Here is an 18,134-nt window from a genome sequence, read left to right on the forward strand (position 1 = left end):
CAGGCCCCCACCACACCCCGCTCTCCGCGGACCGGTACCCCCACACCGCCGGAGCGCCATCGTCACGCAGGGCGAGCTGCCCTTCCGGCGAGGGAGGGGGCTCCGTTGCGGCGGTACCGCACCGCGGGTCCGGAGGGCGGTTCCGGTGCGCCGGGGCCGCCGCTTTGTGGGGCGGTTCCGGCGCCAGCCGGGCATGGTCCACTGGGAGACGGATGGGAAATTCGGACACCCGGTCTCTGCGAGCTTCTATCCAAAGGCGCCGGTTTCTGCGAGAAACTGCCGTGCGGGTGCGGGTGCGGGTGCGGGTGCGGGCGCGGGTGCGGAGCCCGGCTCGCGCGATGCGGGCCGGGCTGCGCCGGCGCGCGGGGGCCCGCGACTGCCGCACCGCTGTGACCTGGTGGTTTCCGCGGCGATGCCCACGGGTGGGCAGCGGCCCCCGGGGGCGGGGCGACCGCGCGCGGCTAGCCGGCCGGAGCGGTGCCGGGCCGCCCGGCGAGTCCGGTCGTGATGGCCTGCATCAAGGTGCCCGTCGGAGTATCACCGGACATCTCCCAGACCATGGCGCCAAGAAGTCCCTTGGATTTGACCCAGTCCGTCTTCTTTCCGATCGACCACGTATCGTCGAACGACCACCATTGACCGCCCGCCCCGGTGTATCCGTACGTCGAGATGGACTGCTCGTCGTGGTGGATGGTCATGTTGGGCACGTTGGCCAGCAGGTTCTGGTAACCCCGGATGCCCGCCTCCTCCGGGAACTGGCCCGGGGCCGCGCCGTCCGCCGACTGCCACTCGCCGTGCACCCCGCCGTCCGCGACCGTCTTCCAGCCGCGCCCGTAGAACGGGAAGCCGATGGTCAGCTTGCGCGGACTGACCTTCGCGTCCAGGTACGTCTTGACGGCGCGCTCGACGCTGAAGTCGAAGGTGTACGGATCCTGGGCGTCGCGGTACAGGTTGGCCTGGTGGCCGGTGCGCTTGGGCTCCCAGGAATCGTCGCTGCCCGAGCCGTGGAAGTCGTAGCCCTGGACGTTGGCGTAGTCCAGCGATTCGAAGATCGTGGACAGGTCCCAGCCCTGCTGGATCTTGACCGGGTCGGCAGGGGTGAACGCGGTCAGCAGCTTGTGCTCGCCGCCCAGCGCGTCGAGCTGCCGGCGGAACTCCTTGATCAGCAGCGCGAGGTTGGCCTTGTCGTTCGGGCTGTAGTGATTGCCCGGGTGGCCCTCGGCGCCCGGCCACTCCCAGTCCAGATCGATCCCGTCGAAGACGCCCGCACCCGTTCCGGGACCGCCCGCGCCGTTGTAGGCGGGCAGATTGCCCTTGATCCACACATCGACGCAGGAGGCGACGAACTTCTTGCGGGAGGCGTCGGTGGCCGCCGCGTCGGAGAAGAACTTCGAGTACGTCCAGCCGCCGAGCGACATCACCACCTTCAGGTGCGGATGCTTGGCCTTGAGCTTCTTGAGCTGGTTGAAGTTGCCGCGCAACTTGCCCCAGCCGTCGTCCGCCACCCCGTCCACCGACTGCGCGGCGGGGAAGGCACGCCCGTAGTCGGCGTCCGCGTCACCCGCCCCCGTACCCTCGTCCGGGTCCTGTGGCTTGCCCGAGGTGCCCTTGGTCACCCCGGCCAGGCAGGTGAGGTTGACGGGGTCGATATTGGCGAAGGCGTAGTTGATGACGTCGAGTTTCGAGGCTGCGCCCGAGGTGTCCAGATTCTTGACGAAGTACTGGCGCCCGTAGATGCCCCACTGCGCGAAATAGCCCACCTTCAGGTACTTGCCGGGCCCGGCCACGTCGTCCGTCGTGACGGTCAGGGCGTTGGACGCGGGCGAGGCGTTCTCGGCGGCGTCGCGCGCCTTCACGGAGAAGGTGTACGCGGTGGCGGGCGTCAGACCGCCGACCGTGGCACTGGTGGTGCTGCCGGGGACCGTGGTGGCCAGCTCGGCGCCCCGGTACACGTCGTACGCGACCACGCCGACGTTGTCGGTGGCCTTGTCCCAGGCCAGGGAGACGCTGGAGGAGGTAATCGCGGTGCTGCGCAGCCCACCGGGCGCGGACGGCGGTACGGGATCGCTCGCCGGGTCCACGGTGCTCGCGGTCACCGGCGCACTCGGCGGCCCCGCGTTGCCGCGCCGGTCCTTGGCCCGGACGGTGAACGTATAGCGGGTGGCCGGGGTCAGACCGGTGACGGTCACACTGGTACCGGGGGAGGTGGCGACCGTACGGCCCTCGCTGAGCACCTCGTACGAGGTGACCGGGTAATCGCCCTGGGAAGCGGCCGGCCAGCTCAGCGAGACGCTGCGCGCGGTGGTGGCGGTGACCTCGGGCGTACCGGGCGCGGACGGCGGTACGTCGGGTGAGCCGTCGCACTTGTCCCCGTTGACGGTGCAGGTGGTCGGCGTACCGACGGGTCCGCTCGCGATGAACCAGTAACTGAACGGATCGGTACTGCCGCCGGCCGGAACGGTCGCGTTGTAGTGCGCGTTCTTGACCGTTACGTGGCGGCCGTTGACGGTGGCGTCGCCGTTGTAATGCCCGCTGATGGTGACACCGGTCGGCAGGTCGAATTCCAGGGTCCATCCGGTGACGGCGGCGGAACCACCGTTGCGGACGACGTAAGTGCCCTTCCACCAGGAGCCGTTCTCCTGAGCGGTGAAGGCCGCGGTGAGCGTTCCCGCCGCCTGGGCGGGGGCCGCTGGGCCGGTCAGCATGGCGGCCACGGCCAGGATCAACGTGGTGAGCAGGGCCGCGGCTCTGCTGCGGAATCTGCGCCGGTCTTTCATGAGCACCCCTGTGAGTGTGAGTGGTACAGGGTGTGACAACCGAAGTGCGCATCCCCGGCCGCGCGCCAGGGTGGCAGGTGTGGCGCCGGATGCCGTTTGGCAGTCGCACGATAAAAGGTCTGGACCAAGGCGTCAACGGGCCGGGCACGGGCGGCAGTTGAGGGTGCGGAGGTGTAGCGGCGCGGGGTGGCTAGCGGCGCGGGCGGCGGTGTGTCAGCAGGGGTCATGGCAGCCCCTCAGCCGGTACGCGGCCCGATCGCGCCAGCGCGCTCCGTCCCAGATGATGAGGTTGACCGCCTGGACGCGACAGCTCAGCGGCAGCCGGGGCTCCAGTTCGGCCTGCAGTGCGTCGTATGCGGCGTCCTGGGTGGCAGGACCTTCGCTGTTCGCGACCGTCAGGTGCGGGGCGAGTCCGGCGCCGAATATCCCCCGATAAGGGACCGCCTCCGGCCACCGCCGGGTCAGATCTTTGGTCAGTGCGGTCACGGGGTCGTGCGGCCACGGATCGAGGTAGAGCACGCCGGGATAGCGACGGAAGCTGTCGAAGGTGAGCGTGAAAGCGTCATGCCCGGCGAAGAGAGTGGTCAATTCGCGGTCGGTGGCGGCATCGATCCGACTTTCGTACACGAACGGGTACAGCACGATCACGTGGGCAGGGAATCCGGCCCGGACCAGCGGATCGGCTTCGGGGACCTTGATGGTGAATGCGGTGTCACCTGGTAGGTCCGGCCATCCTGAGGGCGCGTTCTTGCCCTCGCCCGCGCCTTCGTGTGCTTCGTCCGCGTACATCTGCGCCATGATCGCATCGGCGGGTGTTTCTCGTGGCCTTAGGGGGCGTGCCGTGACGGACAATGGATGCGTCTTTTGTGCGATCGTGAACGGTCGGGCTGACGCCAGTGTCGTCCATGAAGACGATTCGGTGATCGCCTTCATGGATCTCCAGCCCGTGACTCCCGGCCATGTGCTGGTCATCCCCAAGGCGCACGCGGTGGGCCTGGAGGACCTTCAGGAGGGTGTCGGCGTCGCGGTCTGGAAGGTGGCGCATCAACTCGGCCGCGCACTGCGCCGGTCAGGTCTGCGATGTGAAGGCGTCAACTTGTTTCTTGCGGATGGTGAAGCGGCCTTTCAGGAGGTTTTCCACGTCCATCTGCATGTTTTTCCCCGCTTTGCGGGCGACCCGTTCCGTATGGAGGCTGATTGGCGCGTGCAGGAGCGGGCGCAGCTCGACAGGGCGGCTGCCGCTGTCCGCGGTGGCCTCGCGGCGCTCGACGCTGGATGAGGCGAGGGGCGTTGGGTGTTGGGCTTTACGGGCGTGCGCTTGTCAGCAGCCCCCGGCGGTGTGCCCTCGATGGCCTGTTCCGGTGGTCGGCAACCGTAGAATCCGATCAATGGGAATAGTTTTTGCGATTCTGTATGTGCTGATCGGGGTGCTCGTGCTGTTCGACATCGGCGGGTTCATCACCCGGCGATGTGAACGGGTACAGAGCAAGGCGGCCGAGCGTCACCGCGAGATGATGGCGCGCTACGGCCACTTGCAGGCGACTTACGTGGCGGGTCCGCTCGCCCAGCCAGCCGTTCTCCGTGCATTGGGGCTTCCTCTGATCGCCCTGGGCGGGCTGCTCCTGTTGTTGCACTTGGGCTGACGTACGACGGGCGGGCGCTGTCGGCACGTCGGCCTCCGCCTCCCGGAATCACCGCCGCTGCGCAGCTCAGCGGCCTCTTCGCGGCATTGGCGAGATCCCGTTGACAAGTGTCACTTCAGCCACTGGGAGGCGCGGTCGGCAGCCGGTTACGTTCGGGGCGTACCCGGCGCAGACCGGACTTCTCCCTAGCGAAGGACCGCTCCATGCATGCCCAATTCGTCTTGTTCGACGGCTTCGATCCGCTCGATGTCGTCGCCCCCTACGAGGTGCTGAGCGCCGGCGGCGCGGCCTCCGCGGGCGCGGTGAGCGTGGAGCTGGTCTCCGCCGAGGGGCCGCGCGAGGTGGTCAGCGGTACCGGTGGGCTGGCGCTCCGCGCCACGGCCGCCCTCGACCCCGGGCGCCCCGGCCTGATCGTGATCCCCGGCGCGGCGGGCCGCATCGGAGATCCCGGCGAGACCCCTGACCACGACGCGGGGGCCGGGCAGACGCCGCAGGGCGACACCATCCCCGTACTGCTGGGCCGCACCCTGACCACCGAACTGCCCGCACTGCTGCGGGCCGCGATGGAGAACCCCGACGTGACGGTCAGCGCCGTGTGCGGGGGCTCACTCGTCCTGGCCATGGCCGGTCTGCTGGAGGGGCGCTGTGCCACCACCCACCACATGGGCCTGGACATGCTCGACGCCACCGGCGCCCACGCGGTGAGCGCCCGTGTCGTCGACGACGGCGACCTCGTTACCGGCGCCGGCGTCACCTCCGGACTCGACCTGGGCCTGTACCTGCTGGAGCGGGAGGCGGGCCCCCGTATTGCCCACGCCGTGGAAGAGCTCTTCGCCCATGAGCGCCGCGGCACCGTCTGGCGGAACGAGGGGCCGGAACCCGCTGGGTTTTGACCCGCGCCTTTCTCTTTCCTCGCTTTGCCCTCTTACACCACTCAACACCGTCAGGAAGAGCAGCACCATGTCCATTGAAGGAACCTGGGATCTGTCCATGTCCACACCGATCGGCAAAATCAAGGCTGTAGCGGAATTCCGGCGCGAGGATGGTGTTCTCGTCGGGACCGCGCACGGAACGGGAGAGGAAGTACCGTTCAGTGAAGTCGTCCTCGACGGCGACCGGCTCACGTGGAAGCAGTCCATCACCAAGCCCATGCGGCTGAACCTGGCCTTCGCCGTGACGGTCGACGGCGACACCCTGACGGGAACCTCCAAGGCGGGACGCCTCCCGGCCTCGAAGGTCACCGGCGAGCGCCGCGCCGTTCCGGCGAGTACGGAGAACTGAGAGCAGGGCAGTGGCCGTTGTCGCGTACGGCAGCGGCCCGGCCACATCTCAGCCACCGCCCGGCCCGCCGATGTTCACGCGTGACGCCACAACGCCCCTCTCGGCCCTCTGGTCCAACCGAGTGACCGCGAGCACCACGGCACACCGACGTCCCGAAGGGCCACTTCCGTATGCGCACCCACCGCACCGTCGCTGCTACCGCCTCCCTCGCCCTCACTCTCGTCCTCGGCCCGTCCGTCCTTACGGCACCGGCCGCCCAGGCAGCCTCACAGGCCACCAGGGCCACGGTCATCCACCAGAACGGCACCGTACTCTCGTACAAGGCCGCTCCCGGCCAGCACAACAAGTTGACGGTCGACGAGGAGATCGAGCACCGCGGCGAGTTCGAGTCGTACTACGTCCTTACCTTCCACGACCGGTACGACATCGCCATCGACGCGAGCGCGGCCGACGCGGACGAGTGCGCGTATCCCACGCAGGGGGACCGCACCGCCGTACGCTGCGCGGTCAAGATCCCGGAGAACTCCGACGACTCGGACACCTACGGCATCGACCTCGACGACCAGGACGACACCGTGACGCTCGAACCGGACAGCAGCGCCTGGGCCCGGGTCCACGGAGGCAAGGGCAACGACGTGCTCAACGGGTCTCCGGGCGCCATGCTGCACGGGGACGACGGCGACGACCGCATCGACGGCGGCAGTGGACCGTTCGGCTTCGGCTCCTACGGCGGCCCGGGGAACGACACCCTCACCCACTGCGGGCAGGACTGCTACGGCGGCGCCGGGAACGACTCCCTGACCGGCACGGACGAGGGGAACACCCTGCACGGCGACGACGGCAACGACGTCCTGCACGGCAGGGGCGGCGCCGACGTCCTCTACGGCGGCAAGGGCAACGACCGCCTGTACGGCGAGGCCGGTGACGACACGCTCTGGGGCAACAGCGGTGACGACGTCCTGTGGGGCGGCCCGGGTACGGACAAGCTCTCCGGGGGCCCCGGACGCAATGAGGTGCATCAGGACTGAGCGTGGAGCCGGGCCGGGTCGGTACGAAGCTGGGACTGAGCCCTGGCCTCGGGCCGACCCGGTCGCCATTCAGTCGCCGGTCCTTGCCGGCTTACCCGCCGTCCCCGGCAGGCCGCGACGGTGTTGTGGAGGCGGCGGATACGCGGGTGAGATGGAAGTAGAAATCCGCCGGAGCGCCCTTCTTGGCCACCACGCCCAGCAGCACATCGTCGGTGAGCCGACGGAAGTGGTCGATGACGGGCAACTGGTCATAGACCATCGCCGTGGACTGTTTACCGCGGTAGACGACCTCGTGCAGCGTCGCGAGGCCCATCTCCTCGTACGAGTACACGGCCCCGCTCTCGTCGCGGCACAACAGCGGCTCCACGTGATCGGCGTCGATGAACCGCTTGCCGTACCACCGCATCTTCGCCAGCAGCACGGCGTTCTCGCTGGTCCGCTCGAAGCCGCCGCCCTGCCAGGTGCCGGTGAGGACGCCGAGGTCGACCGGTTCGAGGCGGTCGAAGAGTTCCGCCAGTTTCGCGTTGGCGTACTCGCCGCCGGACGCGATGGTGTCCAGTATTTCCCGTATCTCTTGAGTTTCCTGTGTGCCCTGCAATGCGTGTGCCTCCTGCTCGGTACTCATGGACGGGGACCTCCCTCGGATCGGACGGACAGGATGCCCCATGCCGCCGCCGAGCTCCTGCCGCCCCGACCACCCGGGCATCCGAACCTCACCCCCCACCCCTCGTTGCATGAGCATGCGGAATGACGCATACTCTTCCTATGTCCAAGGTCCTCACCTCCCTCCCCGCCGGCGAGCGCGTCGGCATCGCCTTCTCCGGTGGTCTCGACACCTCCGTCGCGGTCGCGTGGATGCGCGACAAGGGTGCCGTCCCGTGCACCTACACCGCCGACATCGGCCAGTACGACGAGCCGGACATCGCCTCCGTGCCCGGCCGCGCGAAAACCTACGGTGCCGAGGTCGCGCGCCTGGTCGACTGCCGTGCCGCGCTGGTCGAGGAGGGCCTGGCCGCGCTCGCCTGCGGGGCGTTCCACATCCGCTCGGGCGGACGCGCGTACTTCAACACCACGCCGCTCGGCCGCGCCGTCACGGGCACGCTCCTCGTACGGGCGATGCTCGAGGACGACGTGCAGATCTGGGGCGACGGCTCGACCTTCAAGGGCAACGACATCGAGCGGTTCTACCGGTACGGGCTGCTCGCCAACCCGAACCTGCGGATCTACAAGCCCTGGCTGGACGCGGATTTCGTGACCGAGCTGGGCGGCCGCAAGGAGATGTCGGAGTGGCTGCTCGCCCACGACCTGCCCTACCGCGACAGTACGGAGAAGGCATACTCCACCGACGCCAACATCTGGGGCGCCACCCACGAGGCCAAGACACTGGAGCACCTGGACACCGGCGTGGAGACCGTGGAACCGATCATGGGCGTACGGTTCTGGGACCCCTCGGTCGAGATCCCGGCCGAGGACGTGACGATCGGCTTCGAACAGGGCCGCCCGGTGACGATCAACGGCAAGGAGTTCGCCACCGCCGTCGACCTGGTCATGGAGGCGAACGCCGTCGGCGGTCGGCACGGCATGGGCATGTCGGACCAGATCGAGAACCGGATCATCGAGGCGAAGAGCCGGGGCATCTACGAGGCGCCCGGCATGGCGCTGCTGCACGCGGCGTACGAGCGGCTGGTCAACGCGATCCACAACGAGGACACCCTCGCCCAGTACCACACCGAGGGACGGCGCCTCGGACGGCTGATGTACGAGGGCCGCTGGCTCGACCCGCAGGCACTGATGGTGCGCGAGTCGCTGCAGCGCTGGGTCGGCGCGGCCGTGACCGGCGAGGTGACGCTGCGCCTGCGGCGCGGTGAGGACTACTCGATCCTCGACACCACCGGCCCGGCGTTCAGCTACCACCCCGACAAGCTGTCCATGGAGCGTACCGAGGACTCGGCGTTCGGCCCGGTGGACCGGATCGGCCAGCTCACCATGCGCAACCTCGACATCGCCGACTCGCGCGCCAAGCTCGAACAGTACGCCGGCCTCGGACTGATCGGCGCCACGAGCCCCGCCATCGGCGCCGCCCAGGCCGCGGCGACCGGCCTGATCGGCAGCATGCCGGAGGGCGGCGCCGAGGCCATCGCCTCCCGGGGTGTGGTTTCGGGCGACGACGAGCTGCTGGACCGGGCCGCGATGGAGTCGGGGACGGACTGATTGGTGCGTGGTTGACGGCTGTGGGGCGGTGGCCATCGGCGGCCGGCTCCGGCATTCGGTCGATGGGGACTCGTACCACTGGGGGAGGGGCGCGTCGCTCGGCGAGGCGGCGGCGCCCCGGCCTCGTACGACCGGCAGCCTCATAAGGCCGACAGCCTCGTAAAACCGGCGGTGCACGCGGCGCCCGGCCCGAAACCGGGCCGGGCGCCGTGCCGTCGACCCGACCGGTACGCGCGTCTCAGCCCCGGCCGTAGGCCCGGTCCACCGCGGCGGTCACCTCCTCGGCGGGCGTTCGTACCGCGCACCGGCCGCCGAGTTCGACCAGGCCGTCACCGGCGGGGGAGGTGTGTATGACCGAGCCCCGCCCGTGCAGGACCCGCAGCGGGCGCCCGTGCTGCAGGGTGAGCAGCATCGACGCGCTGCCGCAGGCTTCGTCCTCGCCCTTTCCGATCCGCGGGGCCCACAGCCGCGCGCGGACCTCACCGGCGGCCTCGTCCGTCCAGGCCCAGACCTGAGTGAAATCCTCCCCGTCCGGCAGCCCGGTCAGCGCGTCGATCTCCGCGGCGGACGCCATCTGCAGATGGCGCCACGGCTTGGACCAGGTGGCGGGCGCGGTCAGCCGGCAGATTCCCTCCGCGTCGCGCCGGCAGGCGACCGGTCCGGCCTCCGGGACGATCTCCTCGACGGTGTGCCCCAGGTGGTGGAGGACTTCGAGCGTGCCGAGTACGGGGTGGCCGCCGAACCGGATCGGCAGGCCGTACGAGCCGTGGATGGCGATCGACGTACGCCGCGCGGGCGGGGAGCGGACGAAGGCGACCGCGGGGATACCGAGCCGGTCGGCCAGCTCCTGCCGCCGGTCCTGGGGGAGACCGCCGCCGTCCGGCTCGATCACCACGAGTACGGGATTCCCGAACTCCCCGTTGTCGTCGACGAAAGCGTGGGCAAGCAGGCAGTCCACCATGGCCGGCTCCTTGTGCGTCGGTGAGGTCGTGCAGTTCTGTTGATGAGATCGCGCGCGTCCCGGGTGATCATGCCGTATCGCCGGTTCGGCAGCGCGGGCTTCGGGAGGGGGCGGAATGGTGACGCTGGTGTTATCGGTGCTGGCTGTTGCGGCGGTGGCCGTGGTGGTCGTGGGGCTGGTGCGTGCGGGGCAGCGTGAGGCGCGTGCCGAGCGGATACGACGGCAGGAGGAGGAACGCCGGGAGGCACGCCGGTCGTTGGAGGCGGTGTGGAAGATGAACGGCCGGCAGTTCGAGGAGCACGTCGCGGAGCTGTGCCGCAGGGACGGCTGCACGCAGGTGCGGCAGGTCGGCGGCGCCGGTGACCTGGGTGCGGATGTCATCGGCTACCTGCCCGACGGCCGAAAACTCGTCATCCAGTGCAAGCGTTACGCCAAGCACCGCTCGGTCGGCAGCCGCGACTTGCAGACTTTCAATGGTACCGCCCGCGACGAACACGGAGCCGATATCCCCGTCTTCGTCGCCTCCTGCGTCTTCACTCAACAAGCGCGCGCCTTCGCTGCCAGGCGCCAACTGGTGCTCATCGACGTCAATCTGCTCGGTTTTTGGAACGGCGGCACGCCCCTGACCGCCTTCTTGAACCTCGACATCGGACGGTCGGGGAACCACCGCAAGATCGCTCCCGACGACTGAACTGCGTCCGGGAGGGCGGCCGCCCCTGTCCGGCCCCCCGGTCGGTACGAGCGAACGCGCTCAGCCCGTCATGTCGTACTCATCGACGTCCAGGACGGCCCCGGTGACGGCGAGGAACTCCAGCACCTTCCGGTCCAACGACCACCCGAGGAGGTTGGGCTTCTCCGTACCTGATTGCTCGTCATCGCCGTTGTCGCCGTCATCGCCGGGCTCATGGGCATCCCTGAAATAGCGCACCACCTCCAACACCGCGGTGCCCTCCGCCCCGGGCTCGTCAGCCAGCTGTTTCACGAGCCCGGCAATGCGATCCGTATGTGGTCGAAGCCGGTCCAGAACATGGGCGATCTGCTCATCGACCCTCAAGCCCGGCTCCCGGCACACGATCTTCCATCTGTGGCACACAGGTATGGCAGGTTGGCTGCTGCGGCTGCCGCGAACCGAGGTCTCGTCGGGCTGGACGCCCAGGAGCACCGTCATCTCCCGCGCGGTCATGCGCTCACTGGACAGAGCGAAGTAAACGTACTGTTCAAGAAGCATTTTCGGGAGCCTACCTTTGTACGACTCCGGCCTGAAGGAATTCCGATAGGAGTTCTACAGGAGCGGCTGACGGGCTTCCGGGGCGGAGGTATCTTCACCGCTTTGGCGAATCCGGTAGTGCGGCTCTCCAGAATTGAGGCATGGTCGTCTCGGCGCCTTGTGCGCGAGGGTCTGGCGCACGGGCGCGTTCGGGCGTGGTCGGAACGGCGGGAAGGTTGCCCATGGGCGAGCGGGAGACGTGGACGACGGAGGAGTTCGGGACCTCGCACGAAGGCGCGGTCGGTGTGCTCCTGGCCGACGGGACCGTACCGGGCCCGGTCTACTTCGACAGCGGTTCCGGTGCGGGCGGGCCGAGCGTTTCGCAATGGAATGTCTATGACGGCCGCTTCACGCGCGTCCCACGGGCGGCCGCGCTGCGCGCGGTGTGTTCCTGCGGCTGGACCGGTGAAGAACACGCGCTGGACTGGGACGAGATCGGCGAACAGAAGCTGGCCGAGGCGGGCGCGGGCGCGGCGGACGCCTGCATGGAGGACTGGGACGGCCACACCGAAGAGGTGGAATGGTCGGCCATCCTGCTTCCGGAGACGGTCACCACTTTGCTGACCCAACTGGGGGAGGAGATCGAGCAGCTGGCGAAAACCTCGCCGCTGGCGGCTCTGCGGGCAGCGCGCCTGTTGGAGGTGACCGCCGTACAGGCCGGGTACTGGCCGGCCCACGATGCCAGGCGGGACACGAGCCCCGAGCAGGCCGCCGCGGCACTGGGGCTGAATAAGGACGAGGCCCGGAGGCTGATGGCCCGCTTCGGCCGCTGGAGCCCGTATCGCTGAGCCATTGCTTGTGGTGTCGGTGGTGGAGGTGCGGGGCTGAGCTGAGCGGGTTGCGGTCCCTGGGGGCCTAGCGAAGAGGTACCTCCCTATACGGGCTCCACCGGGCGCACCCATGCCGCCCGCCCGCGCCCCGTGCCCGCTTGGTCCTCGCCCACCCGAACTAGCCGTCGGCCCCGTAGCCCCGAAGCAGCCCGCCCAAGATGTCCGTCAGCCGGGGGGCCACGTCGACGACGGCGTGGGCGAGGTGCGGGTCCGACTCGTACAGGCGGCGGAGTTCGGTGCCCGGGGCGGCCATTTGCCACAGTGCTCCGGCCATCGACGTAGCCGTGGCGACGACGTTGCCGGCCTGGGCGGGGCTCAGCGCGACCACTCGGCGCAGTGCGTCGCCCGCGGCCGTGACCTCGGCGATCGCGGTCAGTTTGAAGGCCCGTACGCTCTCCAGCGAGACGTTGCGCTCCAGGTTCATCGGCGTGTGCGCGAGCAGGTCGCAGAACAGGGGCCGCGCCACCAGCGACTCGGCCAGCAGGGCGGCGACCGCGTGCGGGCGCGACTCGTGGCCCACGCTGTTCATGGCATTCGCGGTGCTTGCGTCATTCGCGGCGTCGGCGGCGCTCGCCGCGTCCTCGCCGTCCGCGCCGGGCGTCGCGTCGGCGAGCTGCGTGCGTACCGCCTGCGACCACTCCACCCACCCGGCGGCAGCCAGGCGCAGGAAGATCTCTTCGCGGGTCTCGAAGTAGCGCAGCATCGCCGACTTGTGCATGCCGACCTCGGCGGCGATGTCGGTCAAGGTCACCGATCGGATGCCGTTCGCGGTGGCCAGACGGGTTGCCGCGGCGAGGATCGTGGCCTCGCGGGCGCGTTTGGCCTCGGGGCTGCGGGCTCTCGTGGACTGACTGCGGCTGGCCATACGGGCATCCTAACGCAACCAGGTTGCACTATTAACGCAACCGTGTTTTGCTATCGCCATGGCAACCCAGACGTGGTTCATCACCGGTTCGTCCCGCGGCTTCGGCCGCTCCCTCGCAGTCGCCGCCCTGGAGGCAGGCGACCAGGTTGTCGCCACCGCTCGCAAACCGGAGCAACTCGCCGACCTGGTCGAGCGGTTCGGCGACAAGGTCCTCCCGGTCGCGCTCGACGTGACCGACGCCGCGGCGGCCGCGGCCGCGCTCGACGCCGCCCATAACCGCTTCGGCCGCATCGATGTGATCGTCAACAACGCCGGCTACGCGAACGTCGCCCCGGTCGAAACGGCCCCGGAGGACGACTTCCGCCGCCAGTTCGAGACAAACTTCTGGGGCGTGTACAACGTCTCCAAGGCGGCGCTGCCCCTGCTGAAGGCGCAGGGTGGCGGCATCGTCGTCCAGTTCTCCTCCATCGGCGGCCGGGTGGGCGGCAGCGCCGGCCTGGGCTCCTATCAGGCGGCCAAGTTCGCGATCGACGGCCTCACCCGCGTACTCACCACCGAGACCGCGCCGTTCGGCATCCGTTACCTGGTCGTCGAGCCCAGCGGTTTCGCCACCGACTGGGCCGGTGCGTCCATGGACATCCAGGACGTCCCGCCGGAGTACGAGGCGACTGTCGGCGCCTTCACGGACCGGGCCCGCGGCAGCCGGACCGCCGGCGACCCGGACCGCGCGGCTGAAATCCTCGTACGCGTGGTCAAGCGTGACCACCTCCCCACCCACCTGCTCCTTGGCGAGACCGCGGCCAGGATGGCGCTCGACCACTCGCGGCAGCAGATCGCCGAGGCCGAAGCCTGGCAGGCCGTCTCCGTCTCCGCCGATTTCGGCGCGGAGTACCCCGTCGGGCTGCCGGAGGGCGTTGCGTAGGCCGGCCGTCTCTCTCGTGGCTGGGAGAGGGCGCGCTGCCTGGAGGTGGGTGAGAACAAGCCAACTCCTTTCGGTGTATGGCCGGGGCCCTCGCCGCATGCAACGCTTGAACGATAAATCAATGCGTCTCCGGTGAGCCGGCCGCCGACGTGTGGCCGCGCGTCGGAAGGACCTCACATGAGCATTGCCCTCGTGCGGAACCCGGGGGACGGGCCGGATTTCCGCTACTACAAGAGCGTGATCGAGCAGGTCGTGACCAGTGCCGAGACGCACGGAGCGGTCACCGTCATGCGTCTCACCGTGGGGCGCGGGGACGCACCGCCCCTGCACACCCACAGCCGGGAGGACGAGAGCTGGGTGGTCCTGGCCGGCCGCGTCCGGTTCTGGGTCGGCTCGGCCTCACTCGCCGAGTGCGAGGTACGCGACGCCGAGCCGGGCGCCTACGTCTACGGGCCCAGGCTGGTCCCTCACACGTTCCAGGCCGTCACGCCGACGGCAGAGGTTCTCGTCATCAACAACCCCGGCGCCATTGAGGGCTACTTCCATTCGATCGGCCCCGCCGACGCGCGCAGCGACGCGGAGCACGTCGGCATTCTGGAGCAGTACGGAGTGGTGCTCCACGACGCTCCGCCACCTCCCGCGTAGACGAAGCGGGCTTAGGGGAAACGGGCGTAAGGCGCACGTCGCAGGGCTCGTGACGGGCCGGGTGGGGATCAATGCGGCCGCGTCATGTCTGAGGCGGGAAGCCCGGTGTACTTCCTCGGGGAAGTCGTGCCGGGTTTCCTGCCGCAGAATTCCGCCTCCATGACGTCCTGGTAATTCTGTGCCGTCTGCTGAGTCAGCCAGTCGCCATTGATGTTGAAGGCGAGCACATGCCGGCTGCCCACGGTGCCGGAAACGTGCGTGAGGGAACCGTGCAGACTCCCGTCGTGGCCCCAGACCGTGATCCCACAGGACAGGTCGCGGCCCATGAGGCCGAGTCCGTACCGGTTGAAGAGGGCCCCTTCCGGCACGTGTGCCGACTGCAGCATGGCGCGCATCTGCGTCGGCGGCAGCAGGTCTCCGTGCAGCAGCGCGGTCAGGAAGTGCTTGAGGTCCCCGGTGGTGGATACCAGGTCTGCGGAGCCGGCCCACATGGTGGTGTTGTATTCCGTCGCGTCGTGAACTTCGGCGTGCGGAGCCTGCACGTAGAGCTTCGAGTACGCGATGGGGTGTGGGGCAGGCAGGCTGGGGTCGGTGCCGGGGAAATACGTCTCGCCCAATCGTAGCGGGCGCAGGATGCGGCGCTCGATCTCGTCACGGTAGGAGTGCCCGGTCACCTTGTCGACGATCATTCCGGCGACTAGGTAATTGGTGTTGGAATACGCCCAACCGCTGCCCGGTTCGAACAGTGGCCGGTGCCGTAGCACGGCCTTCAGCACATCTTCGGGAGCGAAGGTGTCATAACGGTGATCGAGGAAACCCGCGCCCGCGTAAAGCTTCCTCAGCTCGGGGTCCTCGGCGAAATTGAACAGTCCGCTGGTCTGCTGAAGTAATTGACGTACGGAAATGCGACGGCCGTCGTTGCCGTTGCCGCGAATCACGCCCGGCAGCCACCGCTCCACGCTGTCGTCGAGGCGGAGCGCGCCCTCGGCCTCCAGTTGCAGCATGACGGTGGCGAGGAACGTCTTGGTGACGCTGGCGGCCCGGAAGTGGTCGGCGGCTACGCGCTCGCGGCCGGTGTCGAGGTCGGCGACCCCGGCCGTACCGCTCCAGGTTCCGTTCTGATCCCGGGCGAGAGCAGCCACGCCGGGCAGACCGGCCTTCGTCACCAGCCGGTCCAGGGCCTCCTGCGTCAACTGGTGCCGGACGGGCGGGTGGTGGCCGACTCCTGTGGCGTGCGCTGGTCCCGCCAGGGCGGTTACGCCAAGGGCGAGGGACGCCGCCATAGCTGCGTACGCACGCAAACGGGCGCGGACGCGACGTGCGCCGGATCGGACGGTGCGGCTGTGCATACGCAATCCCCAACTGCGCGCGATACTCGGCGAAAGCGTCGCCCCTCCCGCCGCGCGGGCCGCGTGCGACTCGGTGAGCAACAGTCGGCCGAGCATAATCGCCGCCTGGGGAAGTGTCTTGTGCGGCGGACCGTTTCCTGGCCGCACCCCCAGCTGGCAGACTCTTCGATCATGGCGAACAGCGGACTATGGGTCGGCGTCCTCACGGCATTGACCGCCCTCGGAGCCAGCTACATCACCGCGCGGGCCACCTCGCGCGCGGCGCTGGCCCAAGCACGGACGACGACGATGGCAGAGGCCCTTCGCGAGCAGCGCGACCGACGGCGGTCCACGTACCGGGAAATGATGCGCTGCGCACACGCCTTCTCCGAGGTCACCTGGCAGATCGACGAGGTCGACGCGGCGCGTGACCGTGGAAGCAAGGACCGGCTCCTGACCGAGATGTACGAACGCATCGGCCCGGCCATCGGGAACATGAACAAGGCGACCCACGAGGTCCGGCTCGACGGCCCGGCCGAGGTTTCCGCAGCGGCGGAGCAGGTACGGCAGAGGGCGCGACGCGTACAGCCGCTGCTCAAAGCACTCATCGGTGCGGAGAATCCCGAGCCGAGAAACGCATACGACGCCGCGTATCTGGAATTCCGTGATGCCTATGTCGCGTTCATCGGTCAGGCGAGACAGGCGCTGGAGGTCAAGGACGAAGGGTAGTGGAATGGGGAATGCGGAGTGGCCGGTCGCCGTAATGGGGCACCTCACCGCCGTGCCCGGCGTCAGCCTTGCCGTCGGAAGTCCAGCATGCAGAAGACTTTGTCATAGCGGTGCTCGCCGACGGCGACGAAGTCGGGCAGCCTGCCGTATTCGGTGAAACCCAATGACCGGTAGAGATGCAGGGCGCTGTCGTTGTCGCCGCGGGCGTCCAGGGTGAGGACCTCGATACCCGCCCGCCGGGCGTCACAGATCAAGGCAGCGGTCAGCGCGCGGCCGACGCCACGTCCATGCGCGGAGGCGGCCACCGCGATCTTCTCCAGATCGGCGTGCGGCCGGTGGGTCGGGCGGGCGTAGCGCATCCAGTAACCCAGCCCGACGAGCCGACGGTCGACATAAGCGGCGCGTAGTGCCCCGTCTCCGTCCTGCACCGCACGAAAGACATCGCGGAAGAGATCCTGCACCTCGCGGCGTGAAGGCGGTTCGACCCAGCCGAGCGCAGCGCCTCCGCGAACCAGGTCCGCCAGAATTCGATGGGCCGACTCCGCGAACCGCTCTGCAAGGCCGGGATCGGACGTCAGCTCCATCGCGTCCAAAATGACCGGCCCACTGGCCCTCTCGCTGGTATCCATGATCGTGAGCCTACCCAGTCACCCCTGCTCCGGCCGAGCACCAATACTGACCAACTACGGCAAACTACTGCTGCCTACGGAAAGTTCGCTTGGTGATAGCCGCGCCTCGATAGTCTGCGCGGCATGGTCGACTCATACGCAAATTCCGACGATGCCGCAGTCGCGATAGCCGGGGCGCGGGCCGGCGCGGACGTGGTCCGCGCCATGTACGGCCGGCGGCTCAGCCGTATCGACAAGGGCGCGGGGGACTTTGCCACCACCGCAGATGTGGAGGCCGAGAAGGCCATTCTCGGTGTCATCCGTGCCGCACGGCCCGATGACGCGATCCTCGGGGAGGAAGGCGGGCAGCAGGGTGCTGCCGAGGCTGTGCGTCAGTGGTTGGTGGATCCGCTGTGTGGCACGTTGAATTACGCCGTCGGCAACATGCTGGTGGCCGTCAACGTGGCGCTGCGTGATGGGGCGGCGGCGGTGGCCGATCCGTTCAGTGGCGAGGTCTTCTTCACCGACGGGAAGGCCGCCTGGGTGCGGCATGACGGGGCCGACGACGCACTGCTTACGCCCACGCCCGCTTCCCGACTGGTGGATGTCAACCTGGATCCGCCTTTTCCGAGCGCGCCCGAATTCCGGGCCGTGGATCTGCTGGCCCACCCCGGGTTCATCGACTATTTCCGGCCGCGCGTCGTCTCCACGACGCTGGCGCTGGCCTGGGTCGCTGCCGGCAAGCGTGCCGCGTACGTCACCGACGGCGGCAATCTCTCCGAGAGCGTGCATTTCGCGGCCGGGATCGCCGTGTGCCGGGCTGCCGGCTGCGTTGTCACCGGGATCGACGGTGCCCCGATCGGTGAGGCGGGCCGTGGGCTTGTCGCCGCGGCCGACGACGAGACCCATGGGCTGTTGATGTCGATGATGCGCAGATGCAGATGAGGCTGGAGCTGATGGCTGGTGTGGCGCCGGGGTAATTCCGTTGTGGTCCCGGCGATACGTACATAAGGTCACCCTCATGTCTTTGCGTCCTCGA

Annotated in this window: 20 protein-coding genes; 12 read left to right on the forward strand and 8 right to left on the reverse strand. The window is 68.8% G+C overall.

Going from position 1 to position 18,134, the window contains the following annotated elements; translation table 11 throughout:
• Positions 1 to 461 precede the first annotated feature (461 nt).
• Both CP984_RS40110 and CP984_RS40115 read right to left on the reverse strand, forming a co-directional pair.
• Positions 462 to 2,777: a glycosyl hydrolase family 18 protein gene (locus tag CP984_RS40110; protein WP_030182202.1), complete on the reverse strand. Its 2,316-nt coding sequence runs from the start codon at positions 2,775 to 2,777 to the stop codon at positions 462 to 464.
• 213 nt (positions 2,778 to 2,990) lie between these two features.
• Positions 2,991 to 3,575: a 2'-5' RNA ligase family protein gene (locus CP984_RS40115; RefSeq protein ID WP_003979170.1), complete on the reverse strand. Its 585-nt coding sequence runs from the start codon at positions 3,573 to 3,575 to the stop codon at positions 2,991 to 2,993.
• A gap of 43 nt (positions 3,576 to 3,618) precedes the next feature.
• On the opposite strand from CP984_RS40115, the gene CP984_RS40120 reads away from it, so the two are divergent.
• The 5 genes from CP984_RS40120 to CP984_RS40140 all read left to right on the forward strand — a co-directional run bounded on the left by CP984_RS40120 (position 3,619) and on the right by CP984_RS40140 (position 6,729).
• A complete protein-coding gene (locus CP984_RS40120; RefSeq protein WP_030182199.1) occupies positions 3,619 to 4,056 on the forward strand; it encodes an HIT family protein in 438 nt (145 codons plus the stop codon).
• 109 nt (positions 4,057 to 4,165) lie between these two features.
• Positions 4,166 to 4,420: a hypothetical protein gene (locus tag CP984_RS40125; RefSeq protein ID WP_003979172.1), complete on the forward strand. Its 255-nt coding sequence runs from the start codon at positions 4,166 to 4,168 to the stop codon at positions 4,418 to 4,420.
• 203 nt (positions 4,421 to 4,623) lie between these two features.
• Positions 4,624 to 5,313, forward strand: coding sequence for a DJ-1/PfpI family protein (locus tag CP984_RS40130; protein ID WP_003979173.1), 690 nt, complete (start codon positions 4,624 to 4,626; stop codon positions 5,311 to 5,313).
• Between the two features lie 67 nt (positions 5,314 to 5,380).
• Positions 5,381 to 5,701: a hypothetical protein gene (locus CP984_RS40135; protein WP_003979174.1), complete on the forward strand. Its 321-nt coding sequence runs from the start codon at positions 5,381 to 5,383 to the stop codon at positions 5,699 to 5,701.
• Between the two features lie 170 nt (positions 5,702 to 5,871).
• Positions 5,872 to 6,729 carry a calcium-binding protein gene (locus CP984_RS40140; RefSeq protein WP_003979175.1) on the forward strand — a complete coding sequence of 286 codons (858 nt, stop codon included), beginning with the start codon at positions 5,872 to 5,874 and terminating at the stop codon, positions 6,727 to 6,729.
• A gap of 91 nt (positions 6,730 to 6,820) precedes the next feature.
• Here the strand turns inward: CP984_RS40140 and CP984_RS40145 are convergent, their stop codons facing one another.
• Positions 6,821 to 7,354: a DUF4334 domain-containing protein gene (locus tag CP984_RS40145; protein WP_003979176.1), complete on the reverse strand. Its 534-nt coding sequence runs from the start codon at positions 7,352 to 7,354 to the stop codon at positions 6,821 to 6,823.
• A 140-nt stretch (positions 7,355 to 7,494) separates the two neighbouring features.
• Here CP984_RS40145 and argG point away from each other — a divergent pair, with 140 nt between their 5' ends.
• Positions 7,495 to 8,940, forward strand: coding sequence for an argininosuccinate synthase (gene argG, locus CP984_RS40150; protein WP_003979177.1), 1,446 nt, complete (start codon positions 7,495 to 7,497; stop codon positions 8,938 to 8,940).
• A gap of 238 nt (positions 8,941 to 9,178) precedes the next feature.
• On the opposite strand, the gene CP984_RS40155 is transcribed toward argG, so the two are convergent.
• Positions 9,179 to 9,901: a PhzF family phenazine biosynthesis protein gene (locus tag CP984_RS40155; protein ID WP_003979178.1), complete on the reverse strand. Its 723-nt coding sequence runs from the start codon at positions 9,899 to 9,901 to the stop codon at positions 9,179 to 9,181.
• A gap of 115 nt (positions 9,902 to 10,016) precedes the next feature.
• Here CP984_RS40155 and CP984_RS40160 point away from each other — a divergent pair, with 115 nt between their 5' ends.
• The gene (locus CP984_RS40160; protein ID WP_003979179.1) at positions 10,017 to 10,592 is read left to right on the forward strand and encodes a restriction endonuclease; all 576 of its coding nucleotides are present in this window, start codon (positions 10,017 to 10,019) and stop codon (positions 10,590 to 10,592) included.
• 60 nt (positions 10,593 to 10,652) lie between these two features.
• Here CP984_RS40160 and CP984_RS40165 read toward each other — a convergent pair whose 3' ends face one another.
• Positions 10,653 to 11,129 carry a DUF4279 domain-containing protein gene (locus CP984_RS40165; RefSeq protein ID WP_003979180.1) on the reverse strand — a complete coding sequence of 159 codons (477 nt, stop codon included), beginning with the start codon at positions 11,127 to 11,129 and terminating at the stop codon, positions 10,653 to 10,655.
• 221 nt (positions 11,130 to 11,350) lie between these two features.
• Between CP984_RS40165 and CP984_RS40170 the strand changes: the two genes are divergently transcribed.
• A complete protein-coding gene (locus tag CP984_RS40170; RefSeq protein ID WP_003979181.1) occupies positions 11,351 to 11,956 on the forward strand; it encodes a hypothetical protein in 606 nt (201 codons plus the stop codon).
• 160 nt (positions 11,957 to 12,116) lie between these two features.
• On the opposite strand, the gene CP984_RS40175 is transcribed toward CP984_RS40170, so the two are convergent.
• Positions 12,117 to 12,863, reverse strand: coding sequence for a TetR/AcrR family transcriptional regulator (locus CP984_RS40175; protein ID WP_003979182.1), 747 nt, complete (start codon positions 12,861 to 12,863; stop codon positions 12,117 to 12,119).
• Between the two features lie 58 nt (positions 12,864 to 12,921).
• Here CP984_RS40175 and CP984_RS40180 point away from each other — a divergent pair, with 58 nt between their 5' ends.
• Both CP984_RS40180 and CP984_RS40185 read left to right on the forward strand, forming a co-directional pair.
• Positions 12,922 to 13,785: an SDR family NAD(P)-dependent oxidoreductase gene (locus CP984_RS40180; protein ID WP_003979183.1), complete on the forward strand. Its 864-nt coding sequence runs from the start codon at positions 12,922 to 12,924 to the stop codon at positions 13,783 to 13,785.
• Positions 13,786 to 13,962: 177 nt separating this feature from the next.
• Positions 13,963 to 14,430 carry a cupin domain-containing protein gene (locus CP984_RS40185; RefSeq protein ID WP_003979184.1) on the forward strand — a complete coding sequence of 156 codons (468 nt, stop codon included), beginning with the start codon at positions 13,963 to 13,965 and terminating at the stop codon, positions 14,428 to 14,430.
• Between the two features lie 68 nt (positions 14,431 to 14,498).
• Here the strand turns inward: CP984_RS40185 and CP984_RS40190 are convergent, their stop codons facing one another.
• The gene (locus tag CP984_RS40190; RefSeq protein ID WP_100246448.1) at positions 14,499 to 15,779 is read right to left on the reverse strand and encodes a serine hydrolase domain-containing protein; all 1,281 of its coding nucleotides are present in this window, start codon (positions 15,777 to 15,779) and stop codon (positions 14,499 to 14,501) included.
• A 171-nt stretch (positions 15,780 to 15,950) separates the two neighbouring features.
• On the opposite strand from CP984_RS40190, the gene CP984_RS40195 reads away from it, so the two are divergent.
• Positions 15,951 to 16,487 (forward strand): hypothetical protein, encoded by a 537-nt coding sequence (locus tag CP984_RS40195; RefSeq protein ID WP_030182192.1) that lies wholly within the window; start codon positions 15,951 to 15,953, stop codon positions 16,485 to 16,487.
• A 62-nt stretch (positions 16,488 to 16,549) separates the two neighbouring features.
• On the opposite strand, the gene CP984_RS40200 is transcribed toward CP984_RS40195, so the two are convergent.
• Positions 16,550 to 17,116, reverse strand: coding sequence for a GNAT family N-acetyltransferase (locus CP984_RS40200; RefSeq protein WP_003979187.1), 567 nt, complete (start codon positions 17,114 to 17,116; stop codon positions 16,550 to 16,552).
• 123 nt (positions 17,117 to 17,239) lie between these two features.
• Here CP984_RS40200 and CP984_RS40205 point away from each other — a divergent pair, with 123 nt between their 5' ends.
• On the forward strand, positions 17,240 to 18,040 hold the full coding sequence (locus CP984_RS40205) for an inositol monophosphatase family protein (protein ID WP_003979188.1): 801 nt from the start codon (positions 17,240 to 17,242) through the stop codon (positions 18,038 to 18,040).
• Positions 18,041 to 18,134 lie beyond the last annotated feature (94 nt).

The organism is Streptomyces rimosus (assembly GCF_008704655.1).
Classification (GTDB): domain Bacteria; phylum Actinomycetota; class Actinomycetes; order Streptomycetales; family Streptomycetaceae; genus Streptomyces; species Streptomyces rimosus.